The following is a 21,550-nucleotide window of genomic DNA, read 5'->3' on the forward strand; positions in this document are numbered from 1 at the left end:
GCTAACTTAACAGCGGTAAGTCAGGGGAGTCAATGCCCCCTACGGAACACGGTTCACGTGCCCGCGACGTTCACCGCGATTCCCCGCGATGAGTTCTGACTTGTCTGGTAGTCGTAATCGGCATGACAACGACGGACGTGGCCACCACCACCACGCGCGACACCGCTGTGGACCTCGGCCTGCTGATCCTGCGGATCGGCATCGGCGCGGCGATTCTTCAGGCCGGCCTGATCAAGGCCTTCGACTTCAATACCGCGGTCGGCTTCATGGAGTCCGCCGGCTGGCGACTACCCGGTCTGGCGGCGCTCATGGTGACGACGGCCGAAACGCTCGGCGGCCTCGGCTTGATCGCCGGCGCGCTGACGCCGTTGGCGGCGTTCGCGGTGATCGCGGCGATGGTCGACGCATGGGCGGTCAATGTGTCGGCGATGGCCTTCTGGTCCGAACCGTTCAATGCGCCGTTCCTGATCGGCATCGGAGCGACAGCACTGTTGTTCCTCGGCGCCGGCGCGTACTCGGTCGATGCGAAGGTGCTCGGCAGAACTTTGTGGGGAACGCGCATAGCGGTAGGCCTGCTCATCGCGGCCTTGGCCGCGGCGGTCCTGACGTGGGTGGCGCTGCTCGGAACGAACCCGATCCACTTCACCGCCCCGAGCTAGAACGGTTCTCCGGCAAAAACCTACCCGCCGGTAAGATTGCCACGATTTTCCGAATCGTGACTCAAAGATTCCTTAGAGGTGACCCCTACTGTCGAGTACATGTGGATCGACGACACCAGTGCCGATGTCATCAAGGTTGACTTCGAGGCGCTCTACCACGGCGATGTCCTGGTAGAAGGCGATACCTCGGAGCAGCTCGACGACGAGCACCCCCTGCGCACCGCCGTCTGACCGAACGCGCGCCGAGGGGCCGCGCGTTCGCTCGGACGTTCGCTTACGCCACGTTCTCTTCCTCGTCGGCCAAAACCATCCCGCTCAGCCGATCCGTGATGATCTCCTCGGCTTCCTCGACGATGCGAGCAACCAGTTCCCCGCAAGTCGGGATGTCGTTGATCAGGCCCATCGCGGTGCCCACACTCCAGATGCCGGCGTCGAGATCGCCGACCTCGTAGACCTTCACGCCGCGCTTGCCCGCCACCAGATCCTTGACGTCCTCGAACTGACCGCCCCGGTTGAGAATCTCCACGACCTCGCGCGAGACCGCGTTGCTGGCCACACGCGCGGTGTTACGCAGCGGCCGGAAGATCAGCTCCGTGTCGAGCTCGGTGCCCGCGACGATCGCTTCCTTGACGTTCTGGTGAATCGCCGATTCGACGGTGCACATGAAGCGCGATCCCATGTTGATGCCGTCGGCGCCCAGCGCGAGCGCCGCGACCAGTCCGCGGCCGTCGGCGAATCCGCCCGAGGCGATCATCGGGATGTCGATCTTGGTCGATGCGGCCGGAATCAGCACCAGCCCCGGGATGTCGTCCTCACCGGGATGCCCGGCGCACTCGAACCCGTCGATGCTGATGCCGTCCACGCCCAGGCTCTGCGCTTTGACGGCGTGGCGCACCGAGGTGCACTTGTGCAGCACCTTGATGCCGTTGTCGTGGAACATCGGCAGGTGCGGAGCCGGGTTCGAGCCCGCGGTCTCCACGATCTTGATGCCGGAGTCGACGATCACCTGGCGGTACTCGTCGTAGGGCGGCGGGTTGATCGTCGGCAGAATCGTCAGGTTGACGCCGAACGGCTTGTCGGTCAGGTCGCGGCACTTGGCGATCTCCTTCGCCAAGTCGGCCGGCGTGGGCTGAGTCAGCGCGGTGATGAAACCGAGCGCGCCCGCATTCGCCACGGCCGCAACAAGTTCCGCGCGGCCGACCCACTGCATCCCGCCCTGCACGACGGGATGTTCAATGCCGAACGTCTCGGTGAACTTCGTCGTGATCGTCATCGCGGCGCCATCCTGATCGCGCCGTCCAGACGGATGACCTCACCGTTGAGCATCGGGTTCTCCACGATGTGCACGGCCAGCGCACCGTACTCGTCGGGATCGCCGAGGCGGGCCGGGTGCGGAACCTGCTTGCCCAGCGAGACCTGCGCCTCCTCGGGCAGCGAGCCCAGCAGCGGGGTCTTGAACAGACCCGGCGCGATGGTGCAGACGCGGATCAGATCACGGGACAGGTCACGCGCGATCGGCAGCGTCATGCCGACCACACCGCCTTTGGACGCCGAGTACGCGGCCTGACCGATCTGGCCCTCGAACGCCGCCACGGAGGCGGTGTTGACGATGACACCGCGCTCGCCGTCAACCGGCTCGGTCTTGGCGATGCGCTCCGCGGCGAGCCGCAGCACGTTGAACGTGCCGATCAAGTTGACCTCGATCACCTTCTTGAACCCGTCGAGCGGGAACGGACCGTCCTTCGAGAGCGTCTTGATCGCGTTGCCGATGCCCGCGCAGTTGACGTTGATGCGCAGGGGGCCCATCTTCTCGGCGGCGTCGAGCGCGGCGGCCACCGCGTCGGGGTCGGTCACGTTGGTCTCCACGAACTGGGCGCGATCGCCGAGTTCTTTGACAGCGTCCTCGCCCTTGAGGTCGATGACGACCACCGATGCGCCCTTGTCGAGTAGGCGCTTGGTGGTGGCCAGGCCGAGGCCCGAGGCTCCACCGGTGACGACGGCTACGGCGTCCTTGATCTCCACTTGAGGGTGTTCCTTTCTGTTCAGACCCAGTCTCGTAAGACGGCTTCGGTGTCGGCTCCGGCTTCGCCTGCTGGCGTCGGTGCGGCGGGCACGCTGCGGGAGAACCGCGGCGCGGGCATCGGCTGCAGATGGTCGCCGTCGCGATAGAAGGTGTTGCGCTCGGTGACGTGCGGCTCGGACTCCACCTCGGAGAACGACAGCACGGGTGTCACACAGGCATCGCTGTCGGCGAAGACCTTGGCCCAGTGGTCGCGGTCCTTGGCGCCGATGACCTCGCTGAACCGCTCGCGCAGCTCCGGCCAGCGGCTCACGTCGTTCTGGTCGGGCAAATCTTCACCGTCGATACCGAGGCCCTTGAGGAAAGCGGCATAGAACTGCGGTTCGATGCAGCCGACGGCGATGTAGCGGCCGTCGGCGCAGGTGTAGGTGTCGTAGTAGGGCGCCCCGCCGTCGAGGATGTTCACGCCACGCTGGTCGACCCAGAGGCCGTCCTGCAGGAAGCCCCAGATCATCTGCGCCAGCACGCTGGAACCGTCGATCATCGCGGCGTCGACCACCTGGCCCTTACCCGACGTCTGCCGTTCGAACAACGCGGACAGGATGCCGACGAGCAGGAACATCGAGCCGCCGCCGAAGTCGCCGGTCAGGTTCAGCGGCGGGACGGGCCGCTCCCCCGCCCGACCGATCGAATGCAGCACGCCGTTGAGCGAGATGTAGTTGATGTCGTGGCCGGCCTGCAGGCGGCGGGGCCCGGTCTGGCCCCAGCCGGTCATGCGCCCGTAGATCAGCCGCTCGTTGACTTTCGCGCAGTCCTCCGGGCCCAGTCCGAGTCGCTCGGTCACACCCGGGCGCAGCCCCTCGATCAGCACGTCGGCCTTGGCGACGAGCCGCAGCACGAGTTCGCGACCCTCATCGCTCTTGAGGTCGGCGGCGACAGAACGCCGGTTGCGCAGCGTGGCCTCGCGCTTGCTGGTCGGAACCCCGCCGAGCTTGCCCGGCCGTTCGACGCGCACGACGTCCGCACCGAGGTCACCGAGAATCATCGCGGCGTGCGGCCCGGGCCCGATGCTCGCGAGTTCGATGACCCGCAGTCCGTGCAGTGGTCCCGCCATGCTCAACCGCCTTCCGTCCGGGCGAACGCCTCGATCGCCGACATAGCTTACTTGTATAACCAAGTCGTCCGGTTCTAGGGTGCAGCCATGACAACCCTCGATTCGGGCGCAGCCACATATACCGGAATTGACGCACTGTCGGTCGACCTCACCGACGGTGTGCTCGCGGTGACGCTGAATCGGCCGGACAGCCTCAATTCGCTGACCCAACCGATGCTCGCGACCATCGCGGACACCCTGAACCAGGCGGCGTCCGACTCGAGGGTCAAGGTCGTGCGGCTTGGCGGGGCCGGCCGCGGATTCTGTTCGGGCGCAGGCATCAGCGAAGAGGACCACGCCAATCCGGGCGCGAACGGAACACCGGCCGACGTGCTCGATGCCGCCAACCGCGCGGTTCGGGCCATCGTGAACCTGCCGCAACCGGTGGTGGCCGCGGTGCACGGCCCGGCGGCCGGTGTCGGGGTATCGCTGGCGTTGGCCTCCGACGTCGTATTGGCTTCGGAGAAGGCGTTTTTCATGCTGGCGTTCACCAAGATCGGCCTGATGCCCGACGGCGGCGCATCGGCGCTGATCGCCGCGGCGATCGGGCGCATCCGCGCGACCCGGATGGCGCTGCTGGCCGAACGCATCCCGGCCGACCAGGCCTACGACTGGGGTCTGGTGACCGCGGTCTACCCCGCCGACGAGTTCGACTCCGAGGTCGACAAGGTCATCGCGACGCTCAAGTCCGGTCCCGCGGTCGCACTGCGCAAGACCAAGCACGCGATCAACGCCGCCACGCTCACCGAGTTCGAAGGCGCACTGGAACGCGAAAAGCAGGGCCAGTTGTCGCTTCTCGATTCGCACGACTTCCGCGAAGGCACCAAGGCCTTCCAGCAGCGCAGGCAAGCCAACTTCTCCGACTTCTAACCCTTGTAAGGGCGAACAGACGCAAACTGTCCGGATTCGCGGCGGTTTTTGGGCACTTCGCGTCTGCTCGCGCCGAGAAAATCGGTGGACTCGGTGCCCGCGCATCGGCAACCATCGACGGGTGAGTACGCAGTTCGACATCCAACAGCCGGTGCACAACACCGGCGGCTGGCGTGTGCTCGCACCGTTCCGGATTCGCGAGTACCGCCTGCTGATCGCGGCGGTCTCACTGTCGATCTTCGCCGACGGCATGTTCGCGGTCGTGTTGGCCATGCAGGTCATCGCACTCGACAACGATCCCGTATCGCTGTCGATCGTGACGACGTGCTTCGCCGCCGCCCTGGTCGCCTTCGTGTTGATCGGCGGGATTGCCGCCGACCGGTTCCACCAACGCGCGATCATCATCGCGGTCGAGACGGTCAACGTGCTCGCCTCGTCGGCGATCGCGGTGCTGGGACTGCTTGGTGCTCTGCAGATCTGGCACTTGGCGGTGGGCGCGGCGGCCCTGGGCACCGCGGCGGCGTTCTTCTTCCCCGCCTACAGCGCGATCCTGCCGCGGATTTTGCCGCCGGAGCAGTTGCTCGCGGCCAACGGTGTCGAAGGCGTGGTGCGTCCGGTCTTCCAGCGGGCGGTGGGTCCGGCCGTCGCGGGTGTGCTCGTCGGTGCGACGTTCCCCGCGCTGGGCGCCGTGGCGGTGGCCGTGCTGTTCGCCGTCGGCCTGGTGCTGCTCATCGCGACCCGGCCGGCCATGAAAACCCCTGCACCACAAGAGCACCCGCATGTGTTGCGTGATCTGCGCGACGGCTTCGTGTTCGTACTCGGAACCCCGTGGTTGTTGTGGACACTGCTGTTCGCGAGCATTTTCGTGCTGGTGGTGCTGGGGCCGATCGAGGTGTTGCTGCCATTCATCGCCAAGGACCGCTTCGCCGACGGGGCACGGATGTACGGGTTCATTCTCGCGTTCTTCGGTGTGGGCAGCGCCCTCGGCGCGCTGACGGTGTCGTCGGGCCGGATGCCGCGGCGATATCTGTCGGTGATGCTGGCGATGTGGAGTCTCGGCGCCATTCCGCTCATCGTGTTCGGCTTCACCACGTCGTTCCCGGTGATGGCGGCCGCGACGTTCGTCATCGGGTTCACTGACGGCGCGGGCATGGTCATCTGGGGCACGCTGCTACAGCGACGGGTGCCGACGGCGATGCTGGGCCGCGTGTCGAGCCTGGACTTCTTCGTCTCGCTGGCGTTCATGCCGGTGTCGTTCGCGATCATGGGTCCGCTGTCGAAAGTCGTGTCGATGCAGACGATTTTCCTCGTCGCCGGCATCGTCCCCGTGCTGGTGGCGGCGGTCGCGGTGGGGGCGGCCGGGATGCGTCGCGACGAGTTGGCCCACCCGTTGCGCTGAACTAGACGCCGAAGATCGGCGGCAGCGCGAGCACCATGACCAACCCCCAGAAGAAGTGGGTGAGCATCGGTGCGAGTATGCCGCCGGTCGCTCGGCGTTCCAGCGCGCAGACCGTGCCGAGAATGATCGCGGCGAAGCCGAGCATCGGGTTGCCGGTGGTGGCCGACGTCGCGATGACATAAAGCACGGTCGAGATCAACGCGGGGTGAAAACGGCCCAGCGCCGTGTACATCGCGCCGCGGAAGAACATCTCCTCGGCCACACCGTTGACCACGGTGATGAAGACCACCAGCGCCAGTGGCCCGTAATCGGCGAATTCCAGTACCCGGGTGATGTATTCGCGTACGCCGGGAATCTCGCGCGCGATCAGACCGCCGATGACGAACGCCGCGCCCAACGCCAACCCGACGCCGGTGCCGGTGATCACGGGCCGCTGGTTTCGGCCGCGGAACCTCACGCAGCCCAGGTGCAGGGGTCCGGACAGGACGGCGCCGACGGCCCACACCCCCGCCAGCGCCAGCGTCAGCCAGTAGAACGAGTCGTCACCGGGCGGCCGGGTCAGCGAATAGCCCAGCAGCGCAGCGCCGATCACCAGCACGACCGCGACCACGATCCGCCTGCGCCTGATGACTGCGGGCGGTTCGTGGTGCGGAACGGCGACGGTGGTCGCGATCTCGCGGATCTCCTGCAGGAGTCCGGCGCGCGGCTGCGTCTCCGTCATGCCGGGCTCGCCTTCGGCACCAGGTTGAGAAGCGTATCGAGCCCCGTGCGGACCACTCCGGCTACCGGTCCGGGAACGCCGCCGATGAGTCCGAGCGCGGGCCGGACGATTCCGGGTGTCACCGCGCCGGCCATCTGCTTGAGGCGCAGTGTGTCTCCGCCGGCCCAGTCGGGGTCGGTGTCGGCGAGGTGGTGCGGGTCGGTGAGCTCGTCGACGGGTTTGCGCCGACGACTGCCCAGGGACCGCCTGATCGCATCGTCGATCCCGACCAATCCGCCCGGCGGGTCGGGCACGTGCTCGCGCAGCCGCGTTTCCGAGGCGATCATCGGATGGTCAAGGGACTGAACCAGATCCGCCGCCAGCCCGCCCGGCACGGGCAACACCACCGCCGTCACCCACGACACCAGCCCGGTGTCGACGCCGTCGACCGGCAGTTCGGCCCGCCACTTGCCGGATATCCGCGCATAGGTCCGAAGCAACTCGGCGTATGACGTCGTTTCCGCGCCGGTGATGTCGTAGGCCCCCGCGGGCACGCGATCGCTGTCCGCGGCGGCGATGAGGTAGTGCAGAACGTCGCAGATCGAGATCGGGTCGATCGGGTTCGACGACCACGACGGCAGCGGAAACACCACGAACCGGTCGCCGACGTAGCGCAGCATCTCGAACGACGTCGACCCTGCCCCGATGATGATCGCCGCGCCCAGCCACACCACATCGGCACCGCCGTCAATGTGCAGCGCTTCGGCCACTTCGGCGCGGCTGCTCAGGTGCTCGGACAGATCGTCGCCATCCGGCACGAACCCGCCCAGGTACACGATCCGCCGGACACCGGCGTCCTTGGCGGCCCGCGCCACGTTGGCCGCCGCCCGGTTGTCCGCGTCCCGGAAGTCGGGTTCCCCGATGCCGTGCACAAGGTAGTAGAGGACATCGACGGGCCCGGCGTCGGCGAATGCCGACCGCGCCGAGGCCTCGTCGTGCGCGTCCAACTCGACGGCGGTGACGCGGTCCTGCCAACCGAAATCGGCCAATCTGTCGCGGTTTCGGCTCGCCGCCACGACGTCATGCCCCTCCGACAGCAGGGCGTCGACGAGCCGGGAGCCGACATAACCGGTCGCGCCGGTCACCAGGGTGCGCACACGTTTCACGGTACGGCTGTACCCGGATCGGTCCCGACGGAATCTAGGCCGTCGCGTCGCGGTGCAGATCGATGAGCCGCTGATACACCTGCGCGTTGTGCCGGTTGTGGGCGACCTCGGCGTCGCTCAGGTCGCGTCGCACCTTGCCCGGGACGCCCGCGACCAGTGAGCGCGGCGGCACCACGAATCCCTGAGGCACCACCGCGCCCGCGGCGATGAGCGAGCCCTGGCCGATCGTCGCGCCGTTGAGGATGACCGCGCCCATGCCGATGAGCGCTCCGTCTTCGACGACGCAGCCGTGCAGGACGGCGTTGTGCCCGACGCTGACCTCCGCGCCGATGCTGACCGGGAACTCCGGATCGACGTGGATGGTCACGCCGTCCTGGATGTTGGTGCCGAAGCCGATGTCGACGGGTTCGGCCTCCGCGCGCAGCGTCGCGCCGTACCAGACGCTGGCCCGTGCGGCGAGCGTCACCTGACCGATCAGGCTCGCGTTCGGCGCCGCCCACGCTTCAGCGTGCAGCGACGGTGTGCGGCCACGAATGGAGACGATCAGCGGCTCAGGCATGCGCGTCATCGTATTCACCGGCCGTTGGCCGACGAGACAGCAGCGTGTGGGGAGATCGGCAATGCGCAGGTCAGACGCTTGCGGCGAACGTTTGGCGAGGTGAGGACTTTGGCACTGGCGCGGCCGTGCCTCTAACATCCCTTGCGACCTGTCTAGCCGAGGAGCCGCAAGTGAAGACCCGCACCCGCAAAGCCATCGGTGCCACGGCCGGGATCGCCGCGATGGCGCTCTCGGTGCCGCTGGCCGTCACCGCATACGCCGATCCGCCCGCGCCCGAGCAGCCGGCCGAGCCGACCACCACCGCGGTGATCGAGATCCCGAATCCGGAGGGGTCGGGCTGCGACGCGTTCAAGGAGGCGGTGCCCGACTGGAAATCGCTGAACGCCCTGCCGGTCGGACAGGCGCTGCAAGCCATCCCGGACGCCAGCACCTTCTACTCCGCGATCTCGGGTGGGTTCAACCCCGCGGTCAACGTCGTGCCGGTCCTGGAGAACGGCCCGTACGTGGTGTTCGCGCCGACGAACGAGGCGTTCGCGGCGCTGCCGCCTGCTCAACTGGACGCGCTGAAGGCGAACCCCGCCGCGCTGACGGACCTCGTCTATTACCACGTGTTCCTCGGGGTCCTCGGCCCCAAGGACGTCGAGGGTCAGCGGCCCACCCAGCAGGGTGCGGAGATCAAGGTGACCGGTGAGAACGCCGACATCGAGATCAACGACACCGCGAAGGTGGTCTGCGGTGGGATCCAGGCGGCCAACGCCCGGATCTACCTGATCGACACGGTGCTCGACCCGGCCAAGGCACCGGCGGCGGCCACGCCGTCCGCGACGTCGACCACCACGACTACGACGACCACGACCACTGCGGCGACGACCGAGCCGACCGAGCCGACGCCGGCCGCAGACGCGCCGATCGGCTGACGCTCTTCGCGATTTCGGTGTAGTTGGTTGCGCCCACCGCAACCAACTACACCGAATCGGCTTGTCTTATACGCCCAAGTCGCGGCCGATGATCTCCTTCATGATCTCGGTGGTACCGCCGAAGATCGTCTGGATGCGTCCGTCGACGTAGGCCCGCGCCACGCGGTACTCCATCATGTAGCCGTAGCCGCCGTGCAGCTGCACGCAGCTGTCGACCACCTTCTTGGCGACCTCGGTGGCCCACCACTTGGCCTTGGCCGCCTCGACCGCGGTGAGCTCACCGTCGACGACGGCGCGCAGGCAGCGGTCGATGTAGTTCTCGGTGACCTCGAGCTCGGTGTCCATCTCGGCGAGCAGGAACCGGTTGTGCTGGAAGCTGCCGATCGGCTGGCCGAATGCCTTGCGGTCCTTGGCATATTGCAGCGTCTCCTCCCAGACCGCGCGGGCCCCGGCGATCGCCGAGATCGCGATCGACAACCGTTCCGACGGCAGGTTGGTCATCAGGTGGTAGAAGCCGCGGCCTTCCTTGCCCAGCACGTTGGCGGCGGGCACCCGGACGTTCTCGAAGTGCAGCTCCGAGGTGTCCTGCGAGTGCAGACCCATCTTGTCGAGCTTGCGGCCGCGGCTGAAGCCCTCCATGTCGCGCTCGACGACCAGCAGCGTGAAGCCCTTGTGGCCGGCTTCGGGATCGGTGCGGGCCACCACCACGCAGAGGTCGCAGTTGATGCCCGACGAGATGAATGTCTTGGAGCCGTTGACAATCCAGTCGTCACCGTCACGCACCGCGGAGGTGCGGATGCCGGCCAGGTCGCTGCCCGCGCCGGGCTCGGTCATCGCGACCGCGATGATGGTCTCCCCGCTGGTGATGCCGGGCAGCCAGCGCTGCTTCTGCTCGTCGTTGGTCAGGTCCTTGAAGTACGGCCCGACGACGTCGTTGTGCAGGCTCAGCGCCGGTCCGTGTGCGCCGGAGCGGGCCATCTCCTCGTCGATGATCGCGTTGAACCGGAAGTCGTCGGAGCCGCCGCCGCCGTATTCCTCGGGCATGTTGAACCCGATGAGCCCGTATTTGCCTGCTGCGGTGTACGCCGACCGGTCGACGATGCGCTCGGTCTCCCACTTCTCCTGATTGGGAATGAGTTCGCGTTCGATGTACTCCCGCACGGTTTCCCGGAACGCCTCGTGCTCGGCGTCGTAGATAGCTCTCTTCACTTGGTCACTTGGCCTTCCAAACAGGCTGGCGCTTCTCGGCGAAGGCCAGCGGTCCTTCTTTGGCGTCCTCGGAACGGATCACGGTCCCGATTTCACGCATGGTCCTCGTCCACCCGGCTTCGTCGCCGGTGATGACGCCGTCGTCGACGCCCATCGCCACCCGCTTGCTCGCCCACACCGCAAGCGGCGCATTGCAGGTGATCCGTTCGGCGAGCGCAAGTGCCGCGTCGACCGCGGTCCCGTCGGGAACCACCTGGTTGATGAGGCCCCACTTGAGCGCGTCGGCCGACGACATCGGCTCGCCGGTGAACAGCAGCTCCATCGCGACCTTGCGGGGAAGATGGTCGACGATGCGGAACACGCCGCCCGCTGCGGCGATGAGCCCCCGCTTCACCTCGGGCAGACCGAATTTCGCGCGCTCCTCGGCGACCACCAGATCACTGGCAAGCGCGAGTTCGGTGCCGCCGCCCAACGCGGTGCCGTTGACCGCAGCGATGGTCGGTTTGTCGATGTAATGGTGCACGTAGCCTGCGAAGCCCCACTCACCGTGCTCGGGGTGGAAGAGATTTTCCCGCCGCGAGATGGCCTTGAGATCGGCTCCGGCGCAAAAGGACTCACCTGCTCCGGTGATCACCACCGCGCGAACCTCGGGGTCGTCCTGCGCCTCCTGCAGAGCGTCGCCCACCGCGGTGCTCACCGCGCTGTTGACGGCGTTGCGGGCCTCCGGCCGGTTGAGGGTGATCACCAGGACGTTGCCCCGCCGCTCGGTCAGAGCGGCGGGGACCGCAACGTCGGACGGCACAGATGTCACAGCAGTTCGATGATGGTGGCGTTTGCCTGGCCGCCACCCTCGCACATGGTCTGCAAGCCGTACTGAATTCCCTTGTCGCGCATGTGGTACAGCATCGTGGTCATGATGCGGGCGCCGGAGCCGCCCAGCGGGTGGCCGATCGCGATCGCGCCGCCGTTGGGATTGAGCTTCTTCTCGTCGGCACCGATGTCCTTCAGCCACGCCATCGGAACCGGGGCGAACGCCTCGTTGACCTCGAACACGCCGATGTCCTCGAGACGCAGGCCCGAGCGCTTGAGCGCCTTCTGGGTGGCGGGGATCGGCGCGGTCAGCATGATCACCGGATCGGCACCGGCCAGTACGGCGGTGTGCACCTTGGCGATCGGCTTGAGACCCAGCTCGGCGGCCTTCTCGGCGGACATGAACAGCAGCGCGGCCGAGCCGTCGGAAATCTGCGACGAGTTGCCGGCGTGGATCACGCCGTCCTCGCGGAACGCGGGCTTGAGCTGACCCATCTTCTCGATGGTGGTGCCGCGGCGGATGCCCTCGTCCTTGAGAACCGGATTACCGTCCTGGTCCTTGATCGCGACGATCTGATCGTCGAACGCACCGGAATCCTGTGCGGCAGCTGCCTTCTCGTGCGAGCCGAGGGAGAACTCGTCGAGCATGGTGCGGTCGAGGCCCCACTGCTCGGCGATCATCTCGGCGCCGATGCCCTGGTTCGGGGTCTGGCTGTAGCGGTCCTTGAAGCTCTGGGGATACGGGTTGCCGCCGCTGGCCAGCGACGCGCCCATCGGAGTGCGCGACATCGACTCCACACCGCCCGCGACGACGACGTCGTAGTGGCCGGCGATCACCCCGGCGGCGGCGAAGTGGATGGACTGCTGGCTCGACCCGCACTGGCGGTCGACCGTCACACCGGGCACGCTCTCGGGCCAGCCCGCCGCCAGCAGTGCGGTTCGGCCGATGTCGAGGGCCTGCTCGCCGGCCTGCATGACGCAGCCCCAGATCACGTCCTCGACGAGCGCCGGGTCGACCCCGGCCCGCTCCACCAGACCATTGAGGACCTGCGCGGACAGTTCGGCAGGATGCACACCGGACAGTCCTCCGTTGCGCTTGCCGACGGGCGACCGCACTGCCTCGACGATGACGGCTTCAGCCATGGAACAACTCCTTCGAAAGGTTTGGTGGGATCTCCCACAAAGGTCCACCATCGAACGTAGAGGAACAAAGTTTACTAGGTCAACCTACTGGTTGGTAGGCTGCGACGCATCCAGGCGCCCGCGGCGCCAACCTCCCGCTCTTTATCGCACATGGTTTACTGAGTTGCATAGCTGGACAACCGGCCAGTGGCAACGTCGTGGGAGTGGGAGTGGCTCGAAATACACCGCTGGCGCCGATGATCGGCCCGGACGGCGTCGGCGCCGGCACAGCGGTCCGGTCCCCGAAGACGGCCGAGCTCGTCGCGGGAACACTGCGCCGGATGGTGGTCGACGGGCAGCTCAAGGACGGCGACTTCCTCCCCAACGAAGCCGAACTGATGGCGCACTTCGGGGTGAGCAGGCCGACCTTGCGAGAGGCGGTGCGGGTCCTGGAGTCCGAGCGGCTCGTCGAGGTCCGCCGCGGCTCTCGCACCGGCGCCCGCGTCCGGGTGCCCGGCCCCGAGATCGTGGCCCGTCCCGCCGGCCTGCTGCTCGAACTGTCCGGCGCGACCATCGCAGACGTGATGACGGCCCGGTCCGGGATCGAGCCGATGGCGGTGCGGCTGCTGGCGGAATCGGGATCGGCCGAGGCGTTCGACGAGCTCGACAAGATGCTCGAAGAGCATGTGCCCTCCGGCTGGCAGCACGACACCCTGGCCGAGACCACCGGCGACTTCCACCTCCGTGTCGTCGAATTGTCGGGCAACGCCACGCTGAGCATCATCGCGGGGATGCTGCAAGAGATCACCGTGCGGCACAACGCTTTTCTGTTCAAGGAACGACGCCCCGTCTCCAAAGCCGATTACGACAAGCTGATGCGGTCGTATCGAAAGCTGATGCAGCTGTTGCGATCCGGAGACGGCGTGGCCGCCGAGGCTCATTGGCGCAAGCATCTGGACACCGCGCGCGATCTGCTCCTGCAGGGACTCGAGGACGTCAAAGTCCGCGACGTCATGGGCTGATCGTCGTCTCCCTCTGCCAGGTCACCTGCACCGGCACGGTGTCGTCCCACGGCTGCCGCGTCACCACATCGGCGACCTTGAAGTAGCCGCGCTCGAATTCGCCGGTGGCGGCGTCGACCAAGCGGTACTGCTGGGTCTGTCGGTGTATCGGTTGCCCGTCGATCAGCACCACCCGTACCTCGCCGGGTTCGAACTGGCAGCGCTTCTGCAATGCCGCGATCAGCTGTTCGTTGTGCATGTGACCGTCGCCGAAGTTCCACCCGATCGCCGTGCTGCAGATGCGCTCTCCGTCGGTGAGCACGTAGTCGTCTTCGTTGTGACCCGCCATCGCGCGGTGCGCGAGCGTGAACATCGCGCGGCCGTGAGTGTTGAAGGCGCGGAACGCATATCCCATGTACAGGTACATCTGCGCGGTTTCCGGGCTGCCGTAGTACCGCTCCATCTGCGCCTGCGGCATGCTCGCGATCGAGACGACGTTCTGTTCGATCTTCGCCGAGGCCGACGGTTTGACGCACCACAGCCCGGTGTCCCAGTTGCCCGCGTAATACCGCATGCCGGGCAGGAAGGACACCTTGCGCGGGTACAGGTTTCCGATCACCACGGTGCCCGCGACGACGACGAACAACACGATCGGCCACGGACTCTGCAGATCGCCCAGGCCGATGCCGGCGTGCCCGACGAACAGCGCCAGCACCGAGAACATCATGAAGACGTTCCACTCCAGCGGCACACCCATCGGGATCGACGACAGGATGCCGAAGTGGAACACCAGCATCACGAACGCGGCGATGTACGTCGGCCAGCCTCCGTTGGAGAAGAACAGCACGAGCGGGACCAGTCCTTCGATCGCCGTGCTGAAATGCGCCAGCCAACGTGATAACCGGCCCGGCCGCAGATCGTCCGGAAAGTGTTCGAAGAACTTGCGTTTGATCCACTTGGGCCGGAACACCGGATTGTTGCTCATCATCGTCGAGATGACGAACGGGAAGTGCTTGTTGAGCTTCGACGTCGCGGCGCCGAGCCAGATCGTCAGGCACACGAGCTTGGCCGCGATGATGATGTCGGGACCGGCGAACAAGAAGCACGCCGCCAGACTCGCGTACACCTCGCCGCGAGCGGCCAGGAAGATCACCTTGTCGCGCAGGGCCAGCACGGCGAGCACTCCGAGGATCGCCCAGATCTGCCACACGGGAAGCACACCGACCGTCGTTCCGAGTTCGGGGATCGGTCCGGTGCCGTCGGAGAACAGCGCCACGACGAGCAGCACCAGCAGAGCGGCGTAGAGCAGCGCGTCGAACGGTGTGCGGGTGTCCCCTCTGGTCAGCGGGACGCGGTTCGGCCACGGTGGTAGCCGGATCGTATTCGGCCGCAACCAGTACAGGATCGAGCCCATCGGCGGAAAGAACCGGTTGTTGAGCGGCCCGAAGCCGCAGCCGAGGCCGACGACCTCGAACAGGATCGTGTACAGCACGACCTTCTCGAACACGATCGGCTCGTCGTACCAGGAGGTGACGTCGGTGAATCCGTCGATCCCGGTGGTGGTGAGCGCGACCAGCCATGCGCCCAGGATGTAGAGCAGAATCTTGACGACGTAGAACAGGTGTAGGACGACCGGCGTCCCGAACCCCACCTCGGCCCAGTGCCGGGCCATAGGCACGATTTTCTCGGCGCGGGTGCCCTTGCTCCATTCCTCGAAGTCGACGACGGGCGCTTCCTGCTTCAAGAACCCCATGGCATCACAGATTAGAACGTGTTCTAGCTAGGCAGGTACCGTTCGGGGTCGCAGCGGGTCAGGCGTCGGTCTTGGCCGGCGGCCGGTAGAAGATCGCCAGCTGTCCGACGCCGCCGAGAAGGCCGAGACCCAGCGAGATGACCAGACCCCACCAGCCGTGCAGCAGGTCGTAGAAGCCGGTTTCACTGAACAAGAGATGGTCCAGGCTGATCTTGCCGGCGCCGATCGTGGCGATCCCGACGGCCGCGGCCGCGAGCACCAGGTTGTACTCCCAACCCTCCTTGACGATGAAGAAGCCGTTGGGCCGGTGCACGGTCCACGCCGCGACGAGCATCAGCGCGACGAAGCCCGCGGCCGGAATCGGCGTGAGCAGGCCTACTGCGAGACCGATGCCGGCGGCCATCTCCGTCGTCGCGGCGATGCGGGCGTGGAACATGCCGGGCTTCATCCCCATGCTGTCGAACCAGCCGGCCGTGCCCTTGAGGCCGCCGGGCCCGAAGAACTTGTTGTAGCCGTGGGCGGCCATGGTGAGGCCGAGCACCACCCGCAGAATCAGCACTCCGACGTCGTAGGCAGTCATGGCTAAAAAATCTAGGCCATGCGTTAAGTCGCTGCCCAGCCCCGTCGACACTTGAGCCCGACGGGTTATCCCCAATTGGCAATTCGTCCACAGGCCGGGGTCTGTTCCGGTGGTCGTGGCGTTGCCGCGTCGGTCGGTCTCGGTAACTTCGCTCATATGTTCGAGCGCCTGGTCGATGCGGCGGTGACCGCCCGCGATGCCGCCGCGGCGGTGGGCGGGTGGGCGCGGGTGGAGAACGCCGCCTGCGCGCGACGGCTGGTACGCGATCCTGACGCGATCGCCAAGATCGACGCCGAGGTCGCCGCCCAGCTCGAGGGGTGGACCACGTTGTCGAAAAACAGAGTCCAGACCTCGGTCGACTACTGCAACAAACCTCCACCCTTCTAGGCGCGGTCGGCGGGTAACGCCGCATCCAATCTCTCGACGTACGAGTCAATGTCGCCGATTGCGGACTCCGCGGCGTGGACGCTGATCGCAATCGTGTCGCCGATGCCGTGGACACCGTGTGTCAAGCCCATCATCGGCGACAGGCTGGGATAACCGGCAGTCATGACCACGGAAGCGTCGCCGAAGTGAAGATCGGCGGGGCCACGGTTGACGCTCGACACCACGGTGTTGCCGGTGACCGTCGGTGAGCACAGCGTCGGGTCGAAACGCCCGACACCCCAACGCAGTAGCGGTGCGGGCACCGCCGCGGAGGCCCGCTGGGCTTCGAGCATCGCCGGATGGGCTGCCCGTCGGCGACGCTGCTCGAGATCCTCGGCGATCCGAGCCATTCGCTCGTCCGTGGACAGGTCTGGATACAGGCCGACGCCGACATTGCCGAAGTGGTTGTGAGACGTCCGCTCACCGGCCTTGGCCATCGGCACCTCAGCGCGCAATCGCGACGGGTCGTCGCCGAGCTCCCGCAGATGAGCGGCCAGCGCCGTCGACACCGCGGCCAGTACCCTCACGGTCACCGTGGGGCCCGACAGCTGCGATCGCTTCCTGAGCACGGTGCGCACGCTACGGAGGCCGCCTGGCTGGGAATTGCTGCGCAACGCTGGGCACGAATCCGCCTGCGGCGCAACCGATCCAGCGTCGGTATCGCGCAGCAGCTGACGATGCGCGCGGGCAGCGCGATAGCCACGCCACGGCAGCGCCAAGCCCAAGAGCGGTGGCCGTCCGTCGAGCGTCGCCACCGGCGCCGTCCGCCCGAACAGCCGGGCCGCCAAGGCCGACGACCGGATGCCGTCTCCCAACGCGTGCGCAATTTGTACCACCGCGACCGTGCCGAGCCCTGCGCCGGGCACACCCTCGACGGATGGAAACACATGCAGTCGCCAAGCCGCGACCCGCGGATCGAGTTGGTCCGAGCTTAATCCCACCACCGCGGCCAGGCATTCCGGCCAACTGGTGCCGGCAGCGTGCATCACGAACTGGTTCGGCGCGACGTCCGCAGTAATCCACTGCGGATAGGTCAGCGGATTGCCGTCGCGCACCTTCAGTCGCAACTCCGTGCAACCACGCGCCCGGTCAGCGATTCGGGCCACGGCCTCAGCAAGGTCGGTCACGGTTCCCGCAAAGCCGTAGAGCAGAAACTGGTCGCTCGGGATCTTCGCCGACATCCAGTACATCTGCGCATCCACCGCAGCCAGTCGACGTGCCGTCATGACTCCTAGGTCGGTCCGATGAAGTCGATGATGTGTCCGGCCACTGCCTGCGGCTGTTCCAACTGCAGGAAGTGTCCGGCCCGTTCGACGGTCCCCACCCGGCTTCCTTCCGGCAGCACCGAGTGCACCCAGCGCACGTAATCGGCTGAGGCGCAACCGTCGTCGAGTCCATGGAGGTACAGCGTCGGCAGCTGGGGCGCGGACAGCCAATGCCGGTGCAGTTCGGCGTACTGCGCGGGCGGCTTGGTGTTGCGCACGGTGGCACGGTAGTAGCCCAACGCGGCGCGCCAGTTCTCCGGCGCACCGATCGCATCGCGAACGTGGGCGACGTCCTCGGCGGCGTCGTATCCCGGGGACCATTGCCGCCACAACCGGGGCACCACCCAGGACGCGGATCGCTCCGGGAGCCCCGGCAACTGGAAATACATGATGTACCAACTGCGCAGCAGCTGACGCGGCAGTTGGGCGGCCAGTCGCACACCGTCCGGCACCCGGCCCAACGGCCGGAACGCCGCGGCTAACGGCACCGACATGATCACGGTCCTCGAGAACGGGCTGTCGGGCATCGCGGCGAGTCCCGCACCCGCGATCGCGCCCCAGTCATGTCCGATGAGCACGTCGCGGCCCGTCGGTCCGGCCGCGTCGAGCACGTGCAGCGCATCGTCCATCAGCGCGCCGACGTGGTAGCTGCCGTCCGACGCGGTCGACGACGGCGCATAGCCGCGCATGAACGGCGCCACCACCCGCCACCCGGCGCCGGCCAGCAGCGGCGCCACCTTGCGCCAGCCGTGCGCGGTGTCAGGGAAGCCGTGCAGGCACAACGCGATCGGTGCGTCCGAGGCGCCCCAGCTCAGCGCGCGAAGCCGCACACCCGGTGCCTCGACGTCGATGAGCTCGGGTTCGGCCATTACGGTTCCCTATACCGGGTCGAACTTCGAGATGAGCCAGCGACCGTCGACCTTCTCCAACGTCACGCGCACACTCGAGGCGCTGTCGGTGGGAGGATCCTGGCCGACCACCACGGTCTGGTTGACGAACACCAACACCACCGCCTCGTTGGGGTCGGCCGACACCGAGGCCGCCGCCGGCACCGACGCCACCGCGGAGATCTGCTTCTGTTTCGCGCCGGGAATCACCACGTCGTTGATCAGCCCTGTGTAGGACTCTTCGAACTCACCGGTCAGCAGGGCACGCGCGTCGTTGAGTTGCTGTTCGACGGTGTCCGGCTTGTACGACAGCATCGCGACGGTGCTGTCCTTGGCCACTTGAACCGACTCTTCGCGAACGGTTTCGGCAGTGCGCACCGAGTTGTCCACCCACTTCAGATAGCCGGCCGCGCCCGCGAGCAGCAGCGCGATTGCAGGCAACACTCCGAATGCAAAAACGCGCTCCCAGTTGACCTTCCGCTTCGGAGCGGCCGCCGGGGCGGCGGTTTCGGCCGAGTCGGAATCCGCGACGTCGGGTTCAGCGGCTGATTCGGCACCCTTTTCGGGCGACTCCGTATCGGAAGGATCAGTGTCGGAAGGCTCAGCGGCGGATTCCGTGGCGGCGGTATCCGTGGTGGCGGGCTCCGCGGGATTCGATTCCTCCACGGCGGCGGACTCGGTCAACTCCACCGCTTCGGTCTGCTGGTCGGTCGCCGCCTCGACCGAATCGTCAGCGGTGGCGTCGGTGCTCTTGGCGCGCTTGGGCAGCCTGTGTCTACTACTCACGGTACGAACTCCACATTCGAGACCTTGGCCTCATCGTCGCCGGTCTTCTGCACCGAGATCCTCATCCTCCAAGCTCGCGGCTGCTGCTCGGGCGCCCCGGCGTTCGTCGTGTTGACGGTGACCGCCACCAGCACCTGCGCCTCGTCGTCGGAGAACGACTCCAGGCCCGCCTCCGAGATCGTGCCCTCCGACTTGGACTTCGCCTGCTTGACGACCTCGACGAACGGCGCCGCGCGCTGCTGGAAGTCGTCGTAGAACGTCCCGGTCGACGAATCGAGGACCCGCTGCACATCGGCCTCGACGTGCTCGTGGTTGATCGTCGTCAGGTTCAACGCTCCCTGCCGCCCGACCTGCAGGAAAAGGTTCCGCAGATCCTCGGCTTGCCGCGATTCATATGCCCGGTAACCAAGCCAACCGGTCAGTCCTCCGAGCGCCAGCACGAGCACGAGGCCCGCGATGGTCGCGAGCCGCACATGCGACATTGGCGGCTTGGTTGCGGCGGGCTCCGCGGTGTCATCGGCAGCCTCGACGTCGTAATCGTCGACGTCACCGGCGTTATCAGCCGGTTCAGTGACCGATGTGGTGGACTCGTCACCGTCCGCCGCGGCATCGACATCGGATGTCGATTCGCCCGCTTTCTCTTCGGCGGGAGTTGTCTCGTCTGCCATCTACGTTCCTCTACGGCCCGCGGGCCAGGTCTGGGTCAGGTACACGTCGGCTCAAGCCAAACCTACGTGCCCGACACCCTATCGTCGGAGAATGTTCGCTCAGCCGCCCGGCGGGATGAGCATCGACTGCCACGGCCGCTCCCCCGACGCGCCGGCCGCCAGATTCGACTGGGTGTACACCTTGCCGTCCGGGCCGACGTATTTGCCGGTCGCCGGGTCGTATTCGGCGGCCGCGACGGGCAGCGGCGGCGTACCCGGCGGAGGAGGCGTTATCGCAACCGGTACATCGGGCGGCACGTGCGGGATGGGCTGCCCGGACAGGGTGGCGTTCGGATCGCCCTTCCAGTTGTAGCCGTCGTTGAGCGGCACGTACTGCTCGTCACTCTCGCACTGCTGCCACGTCGGGGCGCGCTTTCCCGGCACGGTGATGCACGGCAGGTTGCGGGCGCCGCGGACGTTGAACGGCGCGTCCTGCGGCGTCCGGCAGTAGAGATCACCCTCCGGCCGGTCGGGATAGTCCTCGAAGGTCGGCACCCGTTGCTGCTGCGCGGGCAGGAAACCGGTGGTGCATGGCGGCGGGAGATTCTGCGGTGGCAGCGGTAGCGGCGCAGGGAACGCGGGCAGGATCGCGTTCAGGTTGAAGATCAGGGCATCGCCTTCGTAGTCCTGCTTGGTGTTGCGCTTGTGCACGCCGACGGCCTGCGTGACCGCGGTGCCCTGCGGCAACAACACCAGCAGCTGCTCGAGGCTCGGGTGATAGTCGACGGCGACCTCTCCGATGCTGACCAGGTTGGCCAACACGATCGGCAGCGTGGGCTGCAGCCGGTCGAACAGCGCCCGCACCTCGTCGGCAGCCCCCGGCCCCTTGGCAAGGATCCCCGCCACCGCCGGGTCCTGGCTTTGCAACTGACCGGTGATGCTCGCCAGATTCGCGGCCCAGGCCTGGATCGAGCCGCCGGTCTCGGTCTGGGTGTCCAGCACCGGCTTGGACTGGTCGATCAGTGTGGTCAGCGGGTCGAGATTCTTGCGGGCGTCGATGGCCAGCGTGGCGCTGCCGGCGACCAGCCGGCGCAGTTCCGGCCCGAGGCCGCCGACCGCGAGGTAGGCCTCGTCGACGACGGTCTTGAGGTTCTCCTGCGGGATCGCCTGCAGACCGCGAGCCGTATCGTCCAGCACCGTGTTGATGTCGGTCGGAATCGTCGCGCGCTCCACCGGGATCACGTCGCCGTCCTGCAACTCCGGGCCTTCGCCGCTGCGCGGAAGCAACTGGACGAACTGCTCGCCGACGGCGGACACACTGTGCACCTCGGCGTCGAGGTCGGCGGGGATCCTGACGTCGGAGTTCAGCGACAGCACCGCCTTGACTCCGGTGTCGGTCAGCTCGACGCTTTTCACCTCGCCGACCTGCACGCCGCGGTAGGTGACGTTGCCCCTCGGATACAGCCCACCCGTCTCGGGCAACTCGAGGGTCACGCGGTACTGCCCGACGCCGAGCAGGGTCGGCAACCGCATGTACCCGAAGACCATGACCACGAGCGCGGTGATCGCGATGACGGAGAAGATCGCCATCTGAATGAGGATTTGCCGTGTCATTCGCATG

Annotated in this window: 23 protein-coding genes; 7 read left to right on the forward strand and 16 right to left on the reverse strand. The window is 66.9% G+C overall.

Annotated features, from left to right (window positions below):
• Window positions 1-122: 122 nt before the first annotated feature.
• Together AU185_RS11295 and AU185_RS25105 are read left to right on the forward strand one after the other, a co-directional pair.
• Window positions 123-659 carry a DoxX family protein gene (locus AU185_RS11295; protein WP_059097916.1) on the forward strand — a complete coding sequence of 179 codons (537 nt, stop codon included), beginning with the start codon at window positions 123-125 and terminating at the stop codon, window positions 657-659.
• A 78-nt stretch (window positions 660-737) separates the two neighbouring features.
• Entirely contained in the window at window positions 738-890 is a 153-nt protein-coding gene (locus tag AU185_RS25105) for a hypothetical protein (protein WP_165606474.1), read from the forward strand.
• A 43-nt stretch (window positions 891-933) separates the two neighbouring features.
• Here the strand turns inward: AU185_RS25105 and AU185_RS11300 are convergent, their stop codons facing one another.
• Genes AU185_RS11300 through AU185_RS11310 form a run of 3 tightly spaced genes read right to left on the reverse strand, consistent with a single transcriptional unit; the run spans window position 934 to window position 3,793 of the window.
• Entirely contained in the window at window positions 934-1,932 is a 999-nt protein-coding gene (locus AU185_RS11300) for an NAD(P)H-dependent flavin oxidoreductase (protein ID WP_059097917.1), read from the reverse strand.
• Window positions 1,929-2,681, reverse strand: a complete 753-nt coding sequence (locus AU185_RS11305) for a 3-hydroxyacyl-CoA dehydrogenase (protein WP_059097918.1) — start codon at window positions 2,679-2,681, stop codon at window positions 1,929-1,931. The genes AU185_RS11300 and AU185_RS11305 overlap by 4 nt, the downstream gene beginning before the upstream one ends.
• Before the next feature lie 20 nt (window positions 2,682-2,701).
• A complete protein-coding gene (locus AU185_RS11310) occupies window positions 2,702-3,793 on the reverse strand; it encodes a CaiB/BaiF CoA transferase family protein (protein ID WP_059097919.1) in 1,092 nt (363 codons plus the stop codon).
• A gap of 87 nt (window positions 3,794-3,880) precedes the next feature.
• On the opposite strand from AU185_RS11310, the gene AU185_RS11315 reads away from it, so the two are divergent.
• Both AU185_RS11315 and tet(V) read left to right on the forward strand, forming a co-directional pair.
• The gene (locus AU185_RS11315) at window positions 3,881-4,702 is read left to right on the forward strand and encodes an enoyl-CoA hydratase (protein WP_059097920.1); all 822 of its coding nucleotides are present in this window, start codon (window positions 3,881-3,883) and stop codon (window positions 4,700-4,702) included.
• Window positions 4,703-4,853: 151 nt separating this feature from the next.
• Window positions 4,854-6,101 (forward strand): tetracycline efflux MFS transporter Tet(V), encoded by a 1,248-nt coding sequence (gene tet(V) / locus AU185_RS11320; protein WP_172800281.1) that lies wholly within the window; start codon window positions 4,854-4,856, stop codon window positions 6,099-6,101.
• Between the two features lies 1 nt (window position 6,102).
• Here the strand turns inward: tet(V) and AU185_RS11325 are convergent, their stop codons facing one another.
• The 3 genes from AU185_RS11325 to AU185_RS11335 are packed head-to-tail and all read right to left on the reverse strand — an operon-like array spanning window position 6,103 to window position 8,526.
• Window positions 6,103-6,822, reverse strand: coding sequence for a CPBP family intramembrane glutamic endopeptidase (locus AU185_RS11325; RefSeq protein WP_059097922.1), 720 nt, complete (start codon window positions 6,820-6,822; stop codon window positions 6,103-6,105).
• The gene (locus AU185_RS11330; RefSeq protein WP_059097923.1) at window positions 6,819-7,967 is read right to left on the reverse strand and encodes an NAD(P)H-binding protein; all 1,149 of its coding nucleotides are present in this window, start codon (window positions 7,965-7,967) and stop codon (window positions 6,819-6,821) included. Before AU185_RS11330 ends, AU185_RS11325 begins: the two co-directional genes overlap by 4 nt.
• Window positions 7,968-8,001: 34 nt before the next feature.
• Entirely contained in the window at window positions 8,002-8,526 is a 525-nt protein-coding gene (locus tag AU185_RS11335; RefSeq protein ID WP_059098400.1) for a gamma carbonic anhydrase family protein, read from the reverse strand.
• Between the two features lie 170 nt (window positions 8,527-8,696).
• Between AU185_RS11335 and AU185_RS11340 the strand changes: the two genes are divergently transcribed.
• Window positions 8,697-9,443 (forward strand): fasciclin domain-containing protein, encoded by a 747-nt coding sequence (locus tag AU185_RS11340; RefSeq protein ID WP_059097924.1) that lies wholly within the window; start codon window positions 8,697-8,699, stop codon window positions 9,441-9,443.
• A gap of 66 nt (window positions 9,444-9,509) precedes the next feature.
• On the opposite strand, the gene AU185_RS11345 is transcribed toward AU185_RS11340, so the two are convergent.
• Genes AU185_RS11345 through AU185_RS11355 form a run of 3 tightly spaced genes read right to left on the reverse strand, consistent with a single transcriptional unit; the run spans window position 9,510 to window position 12,605 of the window.
• Entirely contained in the window at window positions 9,510-10,652 is a 1,143-nt protein-coding gene (locus AU185_RS11345; RefSeq protein ID WP_059097925.1) for an acyl-CoA dehydrogenase family protein, read from the reverse strand.
• A 4-nt stretch (window positions 10,653-10,656) separates the two neighbouring features.
• Window positions 10,657-11,454, reverse strand: a complete 798-nt coding sequence (locus tag AU185_RS11350) for a crotonase/enoyl-CoA hydratase family protein (protein ID WP_059097926.1) — start codon at window positions 11,452-11,454, stop codon at window positions 10,657-10,659.
• A gap of 5 nt (window positions 11,455-11,459) precedes the next feature.
• Complete coding sequence (locus tag AU185_RS11355; RefSeq protein ID WP_059097927.1) at window positions 11,460-12,605, reverse strand: thiolase family protein; 1,146 nt, start codon at window positions 12,603-12,605, stop codon at window positions 11,460-11,462.
• Between the two features lie 209 nt (window positions 12,606-12,814).
• Here AU185_RS11355 and AU185_RS11360 point away from each other — a divergent pair, with 209 nt between their 5' ends.
• Window positions 12,815-13,606 carry a FadR/GntR family transcriptional regulator gene (locus AU185_RS11360; protein WP_059097928.1) on the forward strand — a complete coding sequence of 264 codons (792 nt, stop codon included), beginning with the start codon at window positions 12,815-12,817 and terminating at the stop codon, window positions 13,604-13,606.
• On the opposite strand, the gene AU185_RS11365 is transcribed toward AU185_RS11360, so the two are convergent.
• A complete protein-coding gene (locus tag AU185_RS11365) occupies window positions 13,596-15,338 on the reverse strand; it encodes a DUF3556 domain-containing protein (protein ID WP_059097929.1) in 1,743 nt (580 codons plus the stop codon). The two genes, AU185_RS11360 and AU185_RS11365, sit on opposite strands and share 11 nt — an antisense overlap.
• A 58-nt stretch (window positions 15,339-15,396) precedes the next feature.
• Window positions 15,397-15,918, reverse strand: a complete 522-nt coding sequence (locus AU185_RS11370) for a DoxX family protein (RefSeq protein WP_059097930.1) — start codon at window positions 15,916-15,918, stop codon at window positions 15,397-15,399.
• Between the two features lie 156 nt (window positions 15,919-16,074).
• Here AU185_RS11370 and AU185_RS11375 point away from each other — a divergent pair, with 156 nt between their 5' ends.
• On the forward strand, window positions 16,075-16,305 hold the full coding sequence (locus AU185_RS11375) for a hypothetical protein (protein WP_059097931.1): 231 nt from the start codon (window positions 16,075-16,077) through the stop codon (window positions 16,303-16,305).
• Here the strand turns inward: AU185_RS11375 and AU185_RS11380 are convergent.
• From AU185_RS11380 to AU185_RS11400, 5 genes are all read right to left on the reverse strand, one after another.
• Window positions 16,302-17,570 (reverse strand): WS/DGAT domain-containing protein, encoded by a 1,269-nt coding sequence (locus AU185_RS11380; protein ID WP_059097932.1) that lies wholly within the window; start codon window positions 17,568-17,570, stop codon window positions 16,302-16,304. The genes AU185_RS11375 and AU185_RS11380 overlap by 4 nt on opposite strands.
• A 5-nt stretch (window positions 17,571-17,575) precedes the next feature.
• Window positions 17,576-18,478, reverse strand: coding sequence for an alpha/beta fold hydrolase (locus AU185_RS11385; RefSeq protein ID WP_059097933.1), 903 nt, complete (start codon window positions 18,476-18,478; stop codon window positions 17,576-17,578).
• A gap of 9 nt (window positions 18,479-18,487) precedes the next feature.
• Complete coding sequence (locus AU185_RS11390) at window positions 18,488-19,282, reverse strand: hypothetical protein (protein WP_059097934.1); 795 nt, start codon at window positions 19,280-19,282, stop codon at window positions 18,488-18,490.
• A complete protein-coding gene (locus tag AU185_RS11395) occupies window positions 19,279-19,950 on the reverse strand; it encodes an Rv1363c family protein (RefSeq protein ID WP_059097935.1) in 672 nt (223 codons plus the stop codon). Before AU185_RS11395 ends, AU185_RS11390 begins: the two co-directional genes overlap by 4 nt.
• Before the next feature lie 99 nt (window positions 19,951-20,049).
• The gene (locus AU185_RS11400) at window positions 20,050-21,549 is read right to left on the reverse strand and encodes an MCE family protein (RefSeq protein ID WP_059097936.1); all 1,500 of its coding nucleotides are present in this window, start codon (window positions 21,547-21,549) and stop codon (window positions 20,050-20,052) included.
• Window position 21,550: the final 1 nt, after the last annotated feature.

Origin of the sequence: Mycobacterium sp. GA-0227b, from assembly GCF_001499855.1 — a bacterium.
Taxonomy (GTDB): Bacteria; Actinomycetota; Actinomycetes; order Mycobacteriales; family Mycobacteriaceae; genus Mycobacterium.

What these genes read in the sequence shown, in the direction of transcription:
- AU185_RS11380 (WP_059097932.1), bottom strand. Translation starts at nt 17,570, where the DNA reads ATGACGGCACGTCGACTGGCTGCGGTGGATGCGCAGATGTACTGGATG.
- AU185_RS11295 (WP_059097916.1), top strand. Translation starts at nt 123, where the DNA reads ATGACAACGACGGACGTGGCCACCACCACCACGCGCGACACCGCTGTG.
- AU185_RS11335 (WP_059098400.1), bottom strand. Translation starts at nt 8,526, where the DNA reads ATGCCTGAGCCGCTGATCGTCTCCATTCGTGGCCGCACACCGTCGCTG.
- AU185_RS11355 (WP_059097927.1), bottom strand. Translation starts at nt 12,605, where the DNA reads ATGGCTGAAGCCGTCATCGTCGAGGCAGTGCGGTCGCCCGTCGGCAAG.
- AU185_RS11370 (WP_059097930.1), bottom strand. Translation starts at nt 15,918, where the DNA reads ATGACTGCCTACGACGTCGGAGTGCTGATTCTGCGGGTGGTGCTCGGC.
- AU185_RS11365 (WP_059097929.1), bottom strand. Translation starts at nt 15,338, where the DNA reads ATGGGGTTCTTGAAGCAGGAAGCGCCCGTCGTCGACTTCGAGGAATGG.
- AU185_RS11310 (WP_059097919.1), bottom strand. Translation starts at nt 3,793, where the DNA reads ATGGCGGGACCACTGCACGGACTGCGGGTCATCGAACTCGCGAGCATC.
- AU185_RS11400 (WP_059097936.1), bottom strand. Translation starts at nt 21,549, where the DNA reads ATGCGAATGACACGGCAAATCCTCATTCAGATGGCGATCTTCTCCGTC.
- AU185_RS11315 (WP_059097920.1), top strand. Translation starts at nt 3,881, where the DNA reads ATGACAACCCTCGATTCGGGCGCAGCCACATATACCGGAATTGACGCA.
- AU185_RS11395 (WP_059097935.1), bottom strand. Translation starts at nt 19,950, where the DNA reads ATGGCAGACGAGACAACTCCCGCCGAAGAGAAAGCGGGCGAATCGACA.
- AU185_RS11325 (WP_059097922.1), bottom strand. Translation starts at nt 6,822, where the DNA reads ATGACGGAGACGCAGCCGCGCGCCGGACTCCTGCAGGAGATCCGCGAG.
- AU185_RS11385 (WP_059097933.1), bottom strand. Translation starts at nt 18,478, where the DNA reads ATGGCCGAACCCGAGCTCATCGACGTCGAGGCACCGGGTGTGCGGCTT.
- AU185_RS11375 (WP_059097931.1), top strand. Translation starts at nt 16,075, where the DNA reads ATGTTCGAGCGCCTGGTCGATGCGGCGGTGACCGCCCGCGATGCCGCC.
- AU185_RS11300 (WP_059097917.1), bottom strand. Translation starts at nt 1,932, where the DNA reads ATGACGATCACGACGAAGTTCACCGAGACGTTCGGCATTGAACATCCC.